The 16,113-nt window shown below is 48.3% G+C and carries 14 protein-coding genes; 9 read left to right on the plus strand and 5 right to left on the minus strand.

All coding sequences use genetic code 11. The features are described from left to right. The first annotated feature begins 187 nt into the window (after positions 1 to 187). The 7 genes from EL628_RS30365 (at position 188) to EL628_RS17630 (ending at position 8,369) form a co-directional block, all read left to right on the plus strand. The gene (locus EL628_RS30365; protein WP_218028942.1) at positions 188 to 883 is read left to right on the plus strand and encodes a metallopeptidase family protein; all 696 of its coding nucleotides are present in this window, start codon (positions 188 to 190) and stop codon (positions 881 to 883) included. Between the two features lie 353 nt (positions 884 to 1,236). After that, complete coding sequence (locus tag EL628_RS17605) at positions 1,237 to 2,355, plus strand: PLL family lectin (RefSeq protein ID WP_126581224.1); 1,119 nt, start codon at positions 1,237 to 1,239, stop codon at positions 2,353 to 2,355. 590 nt (positions 2,356 to 2,945) lie between these two features. Then, positions 2,946 to 4,553 (plus strand): ABC-F family ATP-binding cassette domain-containing protein, encoded by a 1,608-nt coding sequence (locus EL628_RS17610; RefSeq protein WP_126581225.1) that lies wholly within the window; start codon positions 2,946 to 2,948, stop codon positions 4,551 to 4,553. Positions 4,554 to 4,779: 226 nt separating this feature from the next. Next, positions 4,780 to 5,739 carry an ABC transporter permease gene (locus EL628_RS17615; protein ID WP_126581226.1) on the plus strand — a complete coding sequence of 320 codons (960 nt, stop codon included), beginning with the start codon at positions 4,780 to 4,782 and terminating at the stop codon, positions 5,737 to 5,739. A 476-nt stretch (positions 5,740 to 6,215) separates the two neighbouring features. Beyond that, a complete protein-coding gene (locus EL628_RS17620; protein ID WP_126581227.1) occupies positions 6,216 to 6,437 on the plus strand; it encodes a hypothetical protein in 222 nt (73 codons plus the stop codon). A 158-nt stretch (positions 6,438 to 6,595) separates the two neighbouring features. Continuing rightward, the gene (locus tag EL628_RS17625; protein ID WP_126581228.1) at positions 6,596 to 7,495 is read left to right on the plus strand and encodes an HpcH/HpaI aldolase/citrate lyase family protein; all 900 of its coding nucleotides are present in this window, start codon (positions 6,596 to 6,598) and stop codon (positions 7,493 to 7,495) included. 100 nt (positions 7,496 to 7,595) lie between these two features. Further along, positions 7,596 to 8,369, plus strand: a complete 774-nt coding sequence (locus EL628_RS17630) for a cytidylate kinase-like family protein (RefSeq protein WP_126581229.1) — start codon at positions 7,596 to 7,598, stop codon at positions 8,367 to 8,369. 7 nt (positions 8,370 to 8,376) lie between these two features. On the opposite strand, the gene EL628_RS17635 is transcribed toward EL628_RS17630, so the two are convergent. Together EL628_RS17635 and EL628_RS17640 are read right to left on the minus strand one after the other, a co-directional pair. Then, the gene (locus EL628_RS17635) at positions 8,377 to 8,844 is read right to left on the minus strand and encodes a Clp protease N-terminal domain-containing protein (RefSeq protein WP_126581230.1); all 468 of its coding nucleotides are present in this window, start codon (positions 8,842 to 8,844) and stop codon (positions 8,377 to 8,379) included. Positions 8,845 to 9,062: 218 nt separating this feature from the next. Continuing rightward, entirely contained in the window at positions 9,063 to 9,251 is a 189-nt protein-coding gene (locus EL628_RS17640) for a hypothetical protein (RefSeq protein ID WP_126581231.1), read from the minus strand. A gap of 283 nt (positions 9,252 to 9,534) precedes the next feature. Here EL628_RS17640 and EL628_RS17645 point away from each other — a divergent pair, with 283 nt between their 5' ends. Beyond that, on the plus strand, positions 9,535 to 9,846 hold the full coding sequence (locus tag EL628_RS17645) for a hypothetical protein (RefSeq protein WP_126581232.1): 312 nt from the start codon (positions 9,535 to 9,537) through the stop codon (positions 9,844 to 9,846). Positions 9,847 to 10,064: 218 nt separating this feature from the next. On the opposite strand, the gene EL628_RS17650 is transcribed toward EL628_RS17645, so the two are convergent. From EL628_RS17650 to EL628_RS17660, 3 genes are all read right to left on the minus strand, one after another. After that, positions 10,065 to 11,165 (minus strand): ABC transporter permease, encoded by a 1,101-nt coding sequence (locus EL628_RS17650; RefSeq protein WP_126581233.1) that lies wholly within the window; start codon positions 11,163 to 11,165, stop codon positions 10,065 to 10,067. Between the two features lie 16 nt (positions 11,166 to 11,181). Continuing rightward, a complete protein-coding gene (locus tag EL628_RS17655; protein ID WP_126581234.1) occupies positions 11,182 to 12,141 on the minus strand; it encodes an ABC transporter permease in 960 nt (319 codons plus the stop codon). A 139-nt stretch (positions 12,142 to 12,280) separates the two neighbouring features. Then, entirely contained in the window at positions 12,281 to 13,975 is a 1,695-nt protein-coding gene (locus EL628_RS17660) for a peptide ABC transporter substrate-binding protein (RefSeq protein WP_126581235.1), read from the minus strand. Positions 13,976 to 14,333: 358 nt separating this feature from the next. Here EL628_RS17660 and EL628_RS17665 point away from each other — a divergent pair, with 358 nt between their 5' ends. After that, positions 14,334 to 16,019, plus strand: coding sequence for a phospholipase D-like domain-containing protein (locus tag EL628_RS17665; RefSeq protein ID WP_126581236.1), 1,686 nt, complete (start codon positions 14,334 to 14,336; stop codon positions 16,017 to 16,019). Positions 16,020 to 16,113: the final 94 nt, after the last annotated feature.

The raw sequence follows: 16,113 nt of genomic DNA on the forward strand, positions 1-16,113 counted from the left end.
CCGCTACAATATGGCAACGTATAAGAACAAAAAAACGTAGAAACATTGTATACTATTCTTAAGATTTGTATCGTTATAGCTACCTTCCAGACAACTTTGTACAAGCTTTCCAGCAGACAATCTCGTATAATGAAGAAGGAACATTTTCTCAGGAAAGTGCAGGAGATATGTAAAGAGGGAGCCAGCTATGTCTGATCCAGATACACTTGAAACATCATCCTCCTGGCAGGAGCTACAGTCAGACGTTGAACCTGATGCAGATGATATTCCTCCAGAAGTAGCAGCGCAAAACGCTCGCTCTTTTCATGCTTTTGTCGGGGTGGTCATCACCATCATCCTGCTCTGTTTGTTCCTCTATCTGCCACTTCCTACTGATCTCAAGACTCTTTTCTTATGCTGTGCTTTGTTTCTCACTGGCTTTCTTCTTTTTCGCAGTCTACCACCACAAAATAGCAAGCTACCGACCTTGCCACAGATCCGGTATGCTCAAGATGAGGAGATTACTATGGGGGCTTCTCTGGCTCAGGAGACGTTTGAACAACTCGTGCAGGAGGCGCTGGATTCAATTCCAGCCGAGTTCTATGAACAGATGCGCAATCTTATCGTTATTGTCGAGGATGAGCCAGCCAGTGAGAGTCTGCAAGAGGCAGGTCTCCACAATGGTGAGACACTCCTGGGGCTCTATCAAGGAGTCCCATTGACTACCTGGGGCCATCAACATGCCCTCCTACCAGAACGCATTACGATCTATCAACAGACAATTGAGCGGCTCTGTGGCTACGATCATGAACGCATCCGCCACCAGGTAAGGGCCACTGTTCTCCATGAGGTTGCCCATCACTTTGGTATGGGTCATGAAGAGATGCCGATCTGGATGAAATAGCCGTTCCCATTCCTGAATAACAGCTCTCTAGCATCTCATATAGCGTCTCACTACTTCTTGAGAGCGAGGCGCCATCCCTTCATATTCTTTCCCTCAGAACCGTATTGGCGACTTTCTCATACGACAATCGCTTCAGAATGATGAACTCCTGTTTCTTCGATCGCAAAAACGAACTATTTATTTCCATATTAAAAATGCATTAAATGATTTAAACATGTATTGACATTTAGTCTGTTTTAGCTTTATTATCAGATCAATAAACTAAAATATAGTGGTTGAACTTTTCATCTATTTATTCTTTCAAAGAAAGATAGCACGTATCTTGTGCGACAAAAATAGGAAGTGAGGGTGGCATGAATTTTCGCTCTGGACCTGTCTTAATCTCTCATAGCGACGAGCTGATGACTCTTTTTGTAGTGACAACCAGTGGTTCTCTCTGGCAAATCTGCTCTACTGGCGTGGACACCATCTGGCATGAACATGGGCAGCCGCAAGACACCGAAGGCAGTGGTGAGCTCGCAGCAAGACCCGCCATTGCAGCCCATTCAGACGGGCGTATCGAGCTCTGTGCCATTACACACGATGGGCAGCAGCTCTGGCAGCGCTCTCAACGAGGTGGAAGAGAGGATTGGAGCCCATGGCTACGCTTGCAGCTCCCCTCACCAACGCTCCGTTTAAATAAGATTCCCGCGCTGGCAATCTCGACAAGTGGACAATTGGAGCTCTTTGTGATTGCAGCGGATGGCAATCTCTATCATTGTTCACAAGATCCTTTGACAACTATCTGGTCAGAGTGGCACTGTTTTGGCCATCCAGCGAATGGGAGCCTCGCCAATATCCCTACCCTGGCGTTCAATAGCGTAGGGTGCCTGGAGCTATTTGCTGTAGGCGAGGATGGAGATCTTTATCATCTTCAACAGACAACTCCACAGGGACCATGGAGCACCTGGCGCTCCCATGGACATCCTCCCACAGGTCCGCTTCTGACCCCACTTACCGACAACCTCCAGCCAACGCTCCACATGAATGCACAGGGGCAACTGACGCTCTTTATCGCTGATGGCGATCTGCATCAACTCTCTCAACAATCTCCCTCTGGCGAATGGTCAGAATGGCAAGAGCATGGACACCCACAGAATGCTCTTGTCTTTAATAATGCTCAGATCGTCTGCAATAGCAGTGGAGCGCTTGAAGTCTTTGTCCTGGGCACAAACTTTCGCCTCTACCACGTCTGGCAGACCAGACCGCAAGCCACATGGTCTGATTGGACCTGTCATGGACAGCCAGCAGGAACAACATTGGAAGGGACCCTCGCCGTGACCGCTTCCACCAACGGTACGCTGACCGTTTTTGCAGTTGGTGAGAATGTACGGCAACAACAAAGTGATCTCTATCTCATGACACAATCATCTCTCTCTGGCCCCTGGTCATCATGGATCTCACTGTCAACGCCTGTTCATCAGACTTCCTAACAAGCTATACTCCACTTGAACGAAAAACCGCAGCTATCAAGTGGAGTCCCTTTCTTTCAGTTGCTGCTCGCAACTGCTGCGCTCTTGACAAGCTGCACCTGTGCTGCTATCCTTTATAGGGCTCCTATACGTCTTTAGGAGCTTGTATTAACCTTCATGGAAGGGTTTTTTCCAGGATTTTTTATGAAAAGAGCGTTACCACTCGCGGTCAATACCGCCGCATGAGCGACCACGCCAGGGCTTGTGCGGCAGGAAATGGTACTTTTTGATGCATGCTCACCACACCTTCATCGCTGAAGTGAGCACGTCTTCACTTGCATTGCATCTTCTCTTTTCCATTCCTCCCTTCTCTCTTTTCAAGGCGTGTGTCGCCGGGCATCGATCCTCTTCGTTGCTTGCTTTGCGGCACCGTGGCTCACCACTCTTGCTTCCCGCCACTTTTCCATGTGCGAGCGCCGAAAAAGGAGTCCAGCCCACCAGAACTGTAGCGTGCGCGGCGCCCTTCATCGGTGTCTGATAAGCGCAGACCAACCAAGGTTTTTCAAATAGTCCAATGAGCAGGAAGCAAACAAAGGAAACAGAATAAACATATGTTACAAGTGAACCATCTTAAACTCTCTTATGGTGCCCGCAGGATCCTGGATGATGTCTCATTTACGGTCGCTCCTGGTGAGAAGGCCGGGCTGATTGGAATCAATGGCGCGGGGAAAAGCTCTCTCTTAAAAATTGTGGCTGGCTATCAAGAGGCTGATGCCGGATCGGTCGTTCTCCCTCGCACCCATGGCTATCTCTCACAGGATATCGCTCACGAGGCTCCCGTTGCAGATGGCGGCACAGCTCGCGATTTTATCTTTAGTGCCACTGGACTGGATAAGGCGATCCTGGAATATGAAGCTCTCTCTCATAAGATTGCATCCGTTGAAGGTGATGAGCTGGAAAAGGTGCTGGAAGATTTCGAACAGGCACAATCTCGCCTCGATGCTCTCGGCTATTATGATGCCGATGCTCGCTGCGAGCAATTAATTGATGGTCTGAAGATCGGTGGTGTCCCTCTCGATCGTGAGGTCAGTACTCTGAGCGGTGGACAAAAAACAAAGCTCGCGCTCGTACGTCTTCTCTTTCAGTCGCCTGAGCTCCTCATGCTTGACGAGCCGACAAACTTCCTGGACGTTGAAGCCACTCTCTGGCTGATGGACTTCCTGGAGTCGTATCAGGGAGCATTGCTGATCATCTCGCATGATCTCGATCTCATCGACCGCAGTATCAATAAGGTTCTCCGCTTAAATGAGTTTACCCATAAGCTAGAGGAGTATCGTGGAACCTATTCCAACTACTTGACGGCTGTCGGGGATGCTCTGGCTCTGATGGAGCGCACAAAGAAACAGCAGGAGCGCGATATTGAACGCTTAAAAAAGACCTCTGATCGCCTGCGTGGCTTCGGTGCAACACGTGTAAAACAACGTATTGCCATGGATAAGCGTATCGCTACTCTGGAAGAAAGCAAGCCACAACTGCCACAGCAGAGCCGCAAGATGAAGATTGAATTTCCATTGCGTACGCAGAGTGGCCAGCTCGTAATTAAAGCTGAGAAGCTCAATAAAAGCTATGGGACGAAACAGATCTTTAAGGATATTAGCTTCGAAATTGAACGAGGACAGCGGCTGGTCATTGTCGGGCTGAACGGTGTAGGTAAGACGACATTGATGCGCACTATTCTTAATCTCACCCCCATCAATTCTGGAAAAATCTTAATGGGCGACCGCGTTCACGTGGGCTACTATGCTCAAGAGAATGAAGGTCTCGACTATGAGAATACTGTAATCAATGAGGCAACTGCTGTCTTCCCTACTGATACAAAACATGTTCGAGGTGTTCTGGGCCGCTTCCTCTTCCAGGGCGATCGGGTCTTTCAGAAGATTGGAACGCTCAGCGGCGGTGAAAAGACACGTCTGGCGATGGCAAAGATGGTGCTCGATGGCCCCAATCTGCTCATGCTCGACGAACCTACAAGCCACCTGGATGTGATCTCGAAAAATATTATAGGTGAAGCCCTCGGCAATTTCCATGGCACGATTGTAACTGTTACTCACGATGTCGAGTTTGTCCGACTCTTAAAACCAACGATGATCCTACTAATGCCTGAAGGTAAGGTTCTTCATTATGATCCAAAATATGAAGACCTCCTGGAGCGTGCATAAGTATAATAGCGCTAAACTTCGAATACGAAGACCTCCTTGAGCGTGCATAAGGACAATAGCGCTACATTTCGAGAAGGCAATGAGGTGACTCATTGCCTTCTTTGCCCAATAAAACGCTTTTGTCTCATATAGATGGGGTTTTAGGACAACATGCCAGATAATATGCTATAAATAAAGCAGGATCAAAGTTACAGCCATATATAATTGAAAGGGATTGGGCTGAAGCATGCAGTTCTTAACGCTTCTTACGCTTGAGATGCGGATGCGCTTGCGCCGCGAACGTACAATCTGGGTGATTGTTGGCTATATCACTTTTATGGGAGTGCTGGGCTGGCTCATGCTTAATGCCAATCGCTCCAATGTATCGCAAGGTCCTTACAGCCTGAATTCGCCAAGTGATCTCGGGCTCTCGCTGTATTCGTTTCTCGCCAATATACAACTTCTCCTTATTGTGTTTATTACTCCCTCATTCACATCTACCGCGATCAATAGCGAGAAGGAACGTCAGACCTATGATATGCTGCTCTGCTCTCGCCTCTCAACTTTCTCTCTGGTAATGGGGAAACTGGTCGCTGGCCTGATTAATGCTTTTCTCCTTATTGCAGCCTCTATCCCTCTCTTTAGCCTGGTCTTTTTCTTTGGCGGGGTCTCTCCTTCTCAGATTGGCAGTGCACTCACTATTTTCCTGAGTACGACGCTCCTTCTCGGTAGCTATGGGCTCCTCTGCTCACTTCTGTTTAAGCGACCAGCAATCTCTACGGCAATTACCTATATTACCGGTCTGCTCTGGCTCCTGATTCCTATTGCCTTCAACTATCTCTTCATCAATACTGGAAACTGGCGCTATCTTCAGATGTATCCCCATCGAACACAACTTCTGTATATCTGGAATCCTCTGTATGCTCTCTCGAGTATCCTTCCCTCTAATGCGCTACCATTCTTTCGCTTCACTCCCTACGTTGTTAACCCCGGGATGGTTGTTAGTTATGGCAAAGGCTCTATTGGCTATATCGCTTCTCCACCGCTCTTTCAATTAGGCAGTTGGCAGGTTGCTCCATGGCATGTTTATGACCTGATAAGCCTTGCTCTGGCTGTGGTGTTCTTCGCGCTTTCGCTACTCCTCGCTCGACCCCGATTACGCATAGTAAATTTCAGGCGAGGTCAACCCAAAGCACAGGCCGCCTGATAGGTCAGAGCATAGGACATCAACCCTAGCATCAGAAGAGAGAGCTTTACCCACGAATATGGTAAAGCTCTCTTTTCGCTTTCACTGACCAGAGCCATTAAAAAGGCCGATAAAGAAAGACAAACACATTGCAAGTGTATGACTTTGTCCACTATAGTGATAGACATTTGTGCGACAAAAAGGCTGAAGAATCTGACATTATTCGGTATTGATAGACATTTGTGTGACAAAAAATGTTGAAGAATCTGACATTATTCGGTATTGATAGGCATTTGTGTGACAAAAAATGTTGAAGAATCTGACATTATTATATATAGTAATGAGTATAGCCATGTATGTACGAACAAACACGTTCATATTCTCAACGAAAAAGGCGAGAAGCTCCGTTTAAGCATATAAATCTATCATTTTATTGCGAACACTCTTACCATTTAACATCTGGCATCATTGTTTTTAACAATTAAAAGGAGTTCAGCATGGCACAAAGCGAGGTCGCACAGTTACGCCAACAGATTGTAGAAGAGTATGAAGCAATGAAACGAGGCTTGTCTGGACTAAAGCTGGGATCAGCCAAACACGCCTTTATCGATGCCCGCATGAAACGTGTCGATGGCTATCATAACCAGCTTTCTCAGCACGTCGGAGAGCAAGATGCGACGATGGCAATCTGTGAACTCTATGTACAGGTGATTGGCTAATCTCTGATCTTCGCTCTACGCTCGCCTTCTAGAAAGAAAAAGAGGCCTTCTTTCTAGAAGGCGAGCTTTTTTGCACTAAGAACTTTTGCGCTCTTTGCATCAACTATTTCAACGCAAGATACGTATGTGATATGCTCTCTAAAGAGAGGAGAGCATGTATGCGTTTACGAAGAACTGAGCTATCAACGCCTGCCAGCAATACGCGAATGATGGAAAAGGCCGCCGCCAGTACGGCTGATCTCGTTCTGTTGGATTTAGAGGATGGTGTAGCCCCCAATGAGAAGGTGGCTGCTCGGGGCAAAGCTATCTGGGCTTTGAAAAATTTGGATTGGGGCAGAAAAACGCGAGCAGTACGTATCAATGATCTTGAAAGTGAGTATGCTTATCAGGATATTATTACGATTGTAGAGGAGGCTGGCTCTGCCCTGGAGCTGCTCATTGTGCCCAAGGTGAAGACTGCGTTCGATGTTCTGTGGGTCGATCGGCTCCTGACGCTCATTGAAAAACGCCTTCGATTAACCAGGCGGATCGGGCTGGAGGTGCTGATTGAAGAGGTGGAGGCAATGATCTGTATCGAGGAGATTGCCCGCTCTAGCTCACGCCTGGAAGCTTTAATCTTTGGTCCAGGAGACTATAGCGCCTCTCAAGGGATGGATAGCCGGGGCATCGAAGGCTCGGTTGAGGGCTATCCCGGCGACCTCTGGCATTATGCGCGCAATAAGATCGCTATTGCTGCACGAGCTGCTGGGATCGATGCTATCGATGGTGCTTATGCCGACTTTAAAAATGATCTCGGCTATCAACAACAATGTCTACATGCCCGGACACTTGGCTTTGTTGGGAAATGGGCCATCCACCCCAATCAACTTCCTATTGCCAATCTGGTCTTCTCTCCAACGCCAGAAGCGATCGCTGACGCCCGCCGTATCACTACTGCCTATCAAGAGGCGCTGTCGCAGGGTCAGGGGGCCATTGCTCTCGATGGCAAAATGGTGGATGCAGCTATCGTCCGTAGCCTGAGTACTATCTTACAGAAAGCTGAACTGCTTGACCTCTAGTTAATTCTAGTGTCTCCTTGCTTGCATCCTGAACTATACACGTTGTACGATACAAGCAAGAAGTAATGGATCGTGCGCTAAATAATAAGGATCAGGCAAGATGGAACCGTTATTTCAGCCCCAGACAGCAAAAAGACCACAACGCCAGGAAAAGGGAGCAACGCAAGTTCTTCCTGAGACGACACTGGCCGCTGACCCGATGCCCTCAGGCGTGCCACCTGAAAAGATGGTGGTCGTTACGATTGCACGCCAGTTTGGCAGTGGTGGTTCAGAGGTTGCGCGCCTTGTAGCCCGCGCTGCCGGACTCAGTTATGTTGATCACACAATTATTCGCGAGGTTGGGCAGCGATTAGGCCTGGAGCCTCCACCACCATCTCTACGCACTACACCCACGACAAATGTAGTTGGGCATATTCTTAAGGCAATTCAGGCCAGCACGCCTTTTACAGTCAATTACAATACGCTTGCAGATCCAACCACGTCAACAATGAGTAATTCACGTGAATTGGCCTATTTCCATCTCACGCAAAAGGTGATTCTTAATCTCGCCAGTCAGGGCAATACGGTCATTGTAGGACGTGGCTCTCAGTTCCTGCTCCGTAACGCCCCACGTACATTACATATCTCTATCTTTGCGCCCCTCCCCTATCGCCTGGAACATGTGATGCGTCAGTACCAACTCTCACGACCCGATGCAACCCGTTTATTAGAACAACGTGACTACGAACAAGAGAGCTATCTGCGCCGCTACTATGGAAATGATGGTCATCAACCTGGACTCTATCATCTTTTGATTAATACCAGTCTCTTCTCATTCGAGTTAGCCGCCAATCTCATTCATCAAGCCCTCCCCGTAGTAACAAAGATGCCTTGATTGACTGTTATTCACTCTTTTGTTGAGCAATCGCTTCCAGGGTTTTGTCACTAATGCGATTGAGATTGCCTGCCAGATTTTTAAGAATGCTTGCACCAATCCCCTCGCCTTCGCGCACAAGTCCGAGCAGAAGATGCTCTGTGCCAACAAACGGAGCATTCAGTCGCTGTGCTTCTTCTATTGCCAACCTGATCACTTCTCTTGTGCGTGGAGTAATGCTCGATGGTCCACTAACAACTGTTTCACCCCGCCCAACAATATATTCGAGCGCTTTACGCACAGTCTCCAATTGCACGCCAAAGGATTTAAGCACTACACTTGCTACTGTCTCAACCTCATGCAAGATTCCAAGTAAGAGGTGCTCTGTGCCAATATAATTATGGTAAAAATAGTTGGCCTCTTCTTGTGCATGGTCCAGGATTTTCCTGGCGGATTCATTGAACTTTTCTAGCAAAGCCTGATCATCGATACTCATCAATATACCTCCTCTGCCTCAATGCAGACTGTTTCGTGTTCTCTTCAAAAATGCGTCCGTTAAAAAGTATACCATTACAGTCCCTTCAAAAAGGGGCATGAACAGCTATGTATTGCGCTGAACGGAGAAGAATGCCTCCTTTTAGAGACGCAAAAATGAGAGGCGCAAAAAAAGGACGAGCGTCTCGAGCCGCTCGTCCTCTCTCTCATGGGCAACGTTTATGCTTCGGTCTCCTCAACCCAGATCATCATTCCACGGCGGAAGCGGCGCACACGGGTCACGCGCGGAGCCTGGAGCATGACTGCATTGTTTGCGTTCCGGCTGATCTGAGGGACCCGCTGGACTTTCAAGTTCTCATTCTGGCGGGCCTTCATGGTCACATTCTTGTTCTTCTGAGTTGTCATCATCGTCTGCTCCTTTTCTTGTATTTTGAACTGCTCTCGACGGCTCCTAAACAGGTTTATGGCTCGTCGAGACAAAACATTCAGATGAATGGGCTCTCTTGCGCTATACCACAACAGCTCTTTCATGGGCGATTCTCTTCTTCTCGCTCGCGTACGCACATCAGTACAAACGCTCATCTGTGCTAAAGGCCATAGAAAAACTACCTGCATAGAGCAAGCAGGCATCTTTTCGCCACACAAAAGGGCTTACAAGCGTTTAATGTACTGGTCTGGTCTGGGAATCTGCATGTCGGCTCATTGCTTTCTCACAGGCAACGCCGATAGATGGAAACATTCAGTCCTGGAGAGGGTCTTTTCCAATACCGCGATCGGCTCATTGCTTTCTCATGGGCAACGCCGACAGTGTGCGTTTGATTGGCACAGACGATCAATCATCCTGGGTAGAGGTTTTTCGTTAGAGGAATGCAGTACCGTCTTTTCTGCATTGGAGGCGTTCGGTACCACCTATCCAGAAAAACAGACGTGCCGCATTATACATGTTACATTGCAGCATGTTGGCACCTCCAATTATTTCTATCTAGATACGGCGGTAAAATAATAACAATCTTTTCTTATCTTTACGAAATTAAAGGTACCATAAGGTCAGCCAAAAAGTCAAGGCTTTTTGCGGGCAATTTTCATTTTCCTGGCAAATTTCTCTTTTTTCCTGGTTTCTTTCTCACTTCTTGCAAAAAGCTGGCTGAATAGCATGGGATAACAGCTACTCAAAGAGGCCTTTTTTACCCCGAACAGACCTCTTTGATGAGTACTCGGTCCTCAATCTTTCGCACGTGGATCAAATGCATCTCGCAGGCCATCGCTTAAATAGGAGAGGGCCAGAACGATGAGAACCAGGACGCCAGCGGGCAATAATGCCTCCCATGGATGGACGCTAAGCTCAACAGCTCCATCTGAGATCATCAGACCCAGACTGGCCCCGGGGGTCTGAACGCCCAGACCCAGCAGGCTCAATCCAGCCTCACCGACAATCGTATTCACAATATTGAGGGTGGAAGAGATGACCACAATGCTAAAGAGATTAGGAATAATATGTCTCAGCAGGATGCGAATATCGCTGGTCCCTGAGGTACGCGCAGCTTCTACAAATTGCTGCTCTTTAAGCTGTAGGGTCTGACCACGTACGTAACGTGCCATCAATGGCCAGACGGTAAAGGCAAGGGCAATCGAGACCAGTAAAAGGCGAGCGTTGCCATTGGGACCAATAACTGGAATCTTCCCCAGGGTATCATTGGCGCGTGTTCCCAGGATGCCAACCAGCAGAATGGCAAAGAGGAGTCCTGGAAAAGCAAAAATTACATCCGCAAACCGTGCCAGAAGCTGATCGATCCAGCCACCATAATAGCCAGCAAGTACGCCAATGGTGATTCCAAGGACGACATCTACAACCTCAACTGCAAAGGCAACACAGATTGAGATCAACATTCCTTGCATCAATCGGGCAAACAGATCACGACCAATAGCATCGGTCCCCAACCAGTATTGCCCCGACGGGCCCTCGTCCTGCCGATCTGGCTCTTGATGCGAGAAGTTATGATAGACCTCCGAATGGATAATTCTTCCATTCACATTACTTGTATAATCACTCCCAATATGCTGGTAGATCCATGGTCCAAACAGTGCAATCAAAATATACAAAACAATGATGCTCAGGCTAACCATCGCACGTTTGTCTTTACGGAGGCGACGCAGCGAATCACGAAATGGTGTTCCAGCATCTTTTTTTGAACCAACCTTCGGCTCCTTGCCATCCTGACCCTCTAAAACCACCAGCGACTCTACAGCTAGTGCATTCTCGATCTCTGTCTCGGCGGGCGGCAGAACCTCAGTACGCTCTTGTTCAGCATCATGTTGACTCATATGCTCTGCTCCCTCTTTATTCAGCTTTAATACGTGGATCAACGACAGTATAGAGCAGATCTGAGATAAGATTCCCAAGCACTACACCAACTGCAAGAATAATGGTCGTGCCCTGCACTACAGGGTAGTCAAGATTGTTAATGGAATCAATGGTAATGCGTGCAATGCCTGGGATGGAGAAAACGTATTCCACAAAGAAGGCTCCCCCAACCAGAAAACCAATTGAAGTACCCAGAACAGTGATGAGAGGGATCAAGGCATTGCGAAATGCATGCCGATAATTGACAAGGCGCTCACTCAACCCCTTGGCACGAGCGGTGCGTACATAATCCTGCCGCAAGACTTCTAGCATGCTTGTACGGGCTATGCGTGAGAAATAAGCCATACCCGCAGCGGCATAGACCAGGATGGGGACCAGTTTGTACTGAATATCGTTCCAGCTATACTGCCAGGGGTTTCCCCACTGTGCACTCGGCCAGGTCAGACCTGTGTTCTTGTCAATCCAGATAATGACAAACTGTGCGAGAATTCCCAGGACAAAGAGTGGAACGGCATACACAATTAATGCCACACCCATATTGAGGGTATCAACCCAGGTATTAGCACGTATTGCCGAAATAACGCCAAGAGGAACCCCGATCACAATCTGCAAGAGAAGGGCCCAGAAGCCCAGTTCGGCTGAGATCGGAACTCCATCGCTCAGAATCGCCCAGACCGGCCGATTAATGGTCTTGAAGGAGGTCCCCAGATCAAAATGAAGCAGACGAATTAAAAAGTTCGCGTATTGCTGATACCAGGGTAGATCCAACCCGTAGTCATGCATCAGCTTCGCTTCCAGGGCTTTATTGGGGTGATCGCCAAGTAAGACTTGAATGGGGTTACCAGGGGCTGCATAACCAATGATAAACGTTAAAAATGTGACAACTAGAATCACAAAGAGGAGTCCGATCAGTCGTTTGATCAGGAACTGTACCATATTAAGCTCCTCACTCTTTCTACAGTCTTTGTTTGAAGTCCAAGAGATGGGGAAACCGTCCGTAGCCTTTGTAGACCACGGACGGTGAGATGATGCTTACCGCTCTGCATTTTTAGCTGCTTTTCAGCAGAGGCTCCATCTATTGGGTGATGTAGACATCGCTCCAATCATCGGGCGGAAGCTGCTGCTGTGAGTTCAGATTAAAGCCATGAACATTGCTCTGTGTCAAAGACTGAGCTTTGAGCTGCCATAGTGGCAACCAGCCCACATCGTTGATGGTCTTCTGCTCAGCATCGTTGTACAGTTTGAGGCGGGCTGCGTTATCGGACTCAACATCTGCCTTGACCAGCTCATCCTGTACCGCCTGCTGTTCAGTCGCTGCAGTTGAATTGTTCTGACCATAATTGAACTGGTTGTAATCGGTTCCCTTCTGATAGAAGGTTGAGAGCCAGTCCTGGGGATCGGGATAGTCGGCTGTCCAGTTAGCCTGCCACATCTGCAAAGGTCCCGCATTATTCTTGGTAGCGCTCTCCAACTTCAACAGTTCGGCACGTGCAACACTGTTCACGGTAACGGTGACACCCAGGTTGTCCTGCCATTGCTGCTGAGCCTGATCAATCGCTTTTTTGAAGCCAGGATTCTTTGCATAGTAGGTCAGAGTAATTGGAGGTAAGGAGCTCAGACCCTCTTCCTTCAGGCCTTCAGCCAGCAACGTTTTGGCTTTATCAGGATTCCCTTTGGTGCTGGTAGTACCATCTGGTCCCTTCAGCTCCAGATCATATCCAGGCATTCCCTGAGGGATCATATGATTCGTTGCCGTGTAAGCTCCGCGAACAGCAGTTTTGACGATAATATCTTTGTTCAGAGCCAGCGCAAACGCCTGACGAATCTTGATATTATCAAATGGCTTCGCCAAATAGTTCATCGCAAGATAGCTGATTGAGAGCTGCGAAAGCTCACGAAACTGCTTATTGCTGCGCTCAGTCTCCAGGTTCTCTGGCGGAACTGGTGTATAATCCAACTGCTTCGACTGATAGGCACGATACATGGCAGCCTGATCGGTAAAGAAGGGGATCGAAAGCTTCTTCAAGCCTGGCTTTTTGCCATAGTAGGTATCGTTCGCTACCAATTCAATACCCTTAGAATGCGAATAGCTCGCTACCTTGAAGGGTCCAGAACCAGCACCTTCGTCCAGATGGTCGGTCCACTGAGGACCGTAGCGCTCAACCAGTTTCTGGTTGACGACATAGGAGGTCGGATAGGAGAGAGCCTGGAGGAAATAGGCAGCTGGCTGGCTGATCTTGATCACAACAGTGTTGTCATCAGGAGCAGAGAGGCTATCGTCAATCAAAGTGGGGAGAGTTCCCGCATTTACTTTATCAAAATCTTTCAGAAGTTGAAGATAATAACTGACGTCCGATTTGGTTGCTGGCAAGACGGTGCGGTTGATGCTATAAATCACATCTTTGGCGGTCAGAGGTGACCCATCGCTAAACTTCAATCCAGAGCGCAGCTTAAAGGTATAGGTCATCTGATCAGATGAGACATTGTAGCTTTCTGCCAGCTGGGGTTTAACCTGCAATTTAGAATCTAAGGTTACCAGACCGGTATAAATACTCTGAATGGGGAAATTTGAATCGGTATCTTCGACCAGAGCTGGATCAAGTGTTGCCACATCACCAACGACGGGATAGCGAAAAATCTGTTTGCTATCATCGGCCTTCGTGACGCTCGTCGGCGTGCTGGTAGTTGAACCACAGGCGGATAAGATCAGGGCTAAAGCACAAAGAAAACTTGAGAGAATCGGTACTGTTAATCTCTTACCAGGCTTCATAAGGTCGTCTTCTCCTCTACAACTTACAGCTGCTTCCAGGAATAAGCGCAATAAAAATAAGCTTGACTCGTACTATTTTCCAGGCTTAAACGAATTATTTCCCCCTTCTCATCTACACAACGCAATAATGCATTACATTGAAAAAAGAAGGTATAGTATGTACGCTAGAAAAAAGGGGAATCTCTCATACATTTTGCCATCTGACGCAGCTCAATCTCCCCTGCGTCGTGATGGGGATCAGATTTTTCATGATGGCTCTTTCCATACGTTTAATCAGTAATACAAGGGAAGAGTTTTTATGTTGATGGGTTTAATCCAGATCCTATGAATAAGATCCTATGAATAGAGGAGATATTTTATGCAGCTCTCACATGAACAAGTCCACCAAAATTGGTGGGCAGAAGGCGATACGCCTGTCCGCACTGATTCTCGTGTACTCTATCTGGTAGATGGACGAAGCGCGATGCTGGAGATCTGTCGCCATTGTCTCAAAGCACAAAAGTATATTTATCTGGCAAATTGGGGGATGACTCCTTTATTAGAGCTTGTCCGAGGCAAGGATCATCGCCGTGGCCCCGATGGGAGTCCTGAGCAGGAAGAGCTTCTGGCTGAGCTCCGAGCAGAGGGGTTACAAGAGGCCGATATTGCTTTCTGGCAACAAAACGCTCTCTCTGTTCGCAATGTCCTTGCCTATGCGCGCAGCAAAGGGGTTGAGGTAAAGGTGCTGCTCTGGAAATGTAGTGATGTGCTATCACACTATAGCCCTAAAGAGGCTCATGAACAGCTCACGTCCGCTGGTGTAACATGCTTGCTCGATGATAGTGCACAGGGAGTGCTCCACCACCCAATCGAATCGCTCCATCAAAAGCTCTCTGTGATTGATGGGCAGGCGGCCTTTGTGGGTGGGGTCGATCCTTTGATTGAGAAAGAAGGAGAGTTTGACCGCTGGGATCTGCCCGATCACCCTTTTACGACACCGCTGCGTCAGACGGCAAAGGGGGCAACCCCTCATCCCTGGCATGATGCCCATAGTCTTATCGAAGGACCAGCAGCCAGCGATGTCGAGCTCAATTTTCGCCAGCGCTGGAACGATGTTGTGACACGCCATCATCTGTCTGAAGATCTGCTCGTTCCTGAGCATCCCATTGCTCCACCTCTAAAAAGTCAGAGCCTGGTCCAGGTCGCACGTACGATTCCTGAACATACCTACAAATTTATTACGACTCAAGGTATTGCTCAGCTCTATCACCATGCTTTAAATAACATTCAACGCTTTGTCTATCTCGAGAATCAATATTTCTGGCTGCGAGCCTTCTATGGGATCGATATTCCTTTTGCGGGGACCGAGAGTTATGAGATGCAACAGAATGTGCAGGCTCTGATCAAGGCGCTCCAAAGAGGTGCGTTTGCCTCGATTATTCTGCCCGATCATCCCAATGTCGGTCGAGGCTTTAGCGATGCTGGTCTGATGCGCATTCGTGAAGGTGCTCCTCAAGCGAACGATGAAGGCCGCTTTGAAGCTTTTTGTCTGGCGACCTCGACTCAGGAAGGTGGCCGCACCCACTATCGGCCCATCTATGTGCATGCCAAGGTCGCTGTTGTTGATGATCTCTGGTCAACCGTGGGATCAGGGAATCTCAATAATCGTGGCATGCGCGATGATACAGAGATTAATGTCGCCACTCTTGATCCTACAGCAACGCGCGGACTCCGTCTCATGCTGCAAGGAGAGCATCTGGGCATTGTGCATACAGAAGAACTACTGGCTCTCTCGCGCCTGTTAGGTCAGCAGCATCAATCAGCACTGGAAGAGGCCCGGGCTCGCAATGCTCTCCGCTATCTTGAAGAGACCCTGGGCGATCCCGCTCGCGCACTTACTTTAATGCATGATGCAGCCTGGAGAAATCTTAATCTCTATAAACAGGGCCAGCCACTGGTAGGGCATCTACTTCCCTATCTCAGCGCTGAGGAGGCGCAACAACAAGGGCTCCATTTCCGTGAAGAGCATGGCTGGGTTGAAGAAGAGGAAAAGAAGATCTCATAAACTTAAGGCAAGCGGATCAGTACAGGGACTGAACAGGTGAATTTTTCTGATGATGGCAAAGAAGTCGCCTGTTCAGTCCTTTTTAGCATACTCA

Source organism: Tengunoibacter tsumagoiensis (assembly GCF_003967535.1).
GTDB classification, from domain to species: domain Bacteria; phylum Chloroflexota; class Ktedonobacteria; order Ktedonobacterales; family Ktedonobacteraceae; genus Tengunoibacter; species Tengunoibacter tsumagoiensis.

What these genes read in the sequence shown, in the direction of transcription:
- EL628_RS17665 (WP_126581236.1), top strand. Translation starts at nt 14,334, where the DNA reads ATGCAGCTCTCACATGAACAAGTCCACCAAAATTGGTGGGCAGAAGGC.
- EL628_RS17635 (WP_126581230.1), bottom strand. Translation starts at nt 8,844, where the DNA reads ATGAGTATCGATGATCAGGCTTTGCTAGAAAAGTTCAATGAATCCGCC.
- EL628_RS17655 (WP_126581234.1), bottom strand. Translation starts at nt 12,141, where the DNA reads ATGGTACAGTTCCTGATCAAACGACTGATCGGACTCCTCTTTGTGATT.
- EL628_RS17660 (WP_126581235.1), bottom strand. Translation starts at nt 13,975, where the DNA reads ATGAAGCCTGGTAAGAGATTAACAGTACCGATTCTCTCAAGTTTTCTT.
- EL628_RS17615 (WP_126581226.1), top strand. Translation starts at nt 4,780, where the DNA reads ATGCAGTTCTTAACGCTTCTTACGCTTGAGATGCGGATGCGCTTGCGC.
- EL628_RS17610 (WP_126581225.1), top strand. Translation starts at nt 2,946, where the DNA reads ATGTTACAAGTGAACCATCTTAAACTCTCTTATGGTGCCCGCAGGATC.
- EL628_RS17640 (WP_126581231.1), bottom strand. Translation starts at nt 9,251, where the DNA reads ATGATGACAACTCAGAAGAACAAGAATGTGACCATGAAGGCCCGCCAG.
- EL628_RS17645 (WP_126581232.1), top strand. Translation starts at nt 9,535, where the DNA reads ATGTCGGCTCATTGCTTTCTCACAGGCAACGCCGATAGATGGAAACAT.
- EL628_RS17650 (WP_126581233.1), bottom strand. Translation starts at nt 11,165, where the DNA reads ATGAGTCAACATGATGCTGAACAAGAGCGTACTGAGGTTCTGCCGCCC.
- EL628_RS17630 (WP_126581229.1), top strand. Translation starts at nt 7,596, where the DNA reads ATGGAACCGTTATTTCAGCCCCAGACAGCAAAAAGACCACAACGCCAG.
- EL628_RS17625 (WP_126581228.1), top strand. Translation starts at nt 6,596, where the DNA reads ATGCGTTTACGAAGAACTGAGCTATCAACGCCTGCCAGCAATACGCGA.
- EL628_RS17605 (WP_126581224.1), top strand. Translation starts at nt 1,237, where the DNA reads ATGAATTTTCGCTCTGGACCTGTCTTAATCTCTCATAGCGACGAGCTG.
- EL628_RS17620 (WP_126581227.1), top strand. Translation starts at nt 6,216, where the DNA reads ATGGCACAAAGCGAGGTCGCACAGTTACGCCAACAGATTGTAGAAGAG.
- EL628_RS30365 (WP_218028942.1), top strand. Translation starts at nt 188, where the DNA reads ATGTCTGATCCAGATACACTTGAAACATCATCCTCCTGGCAGGAGCTA.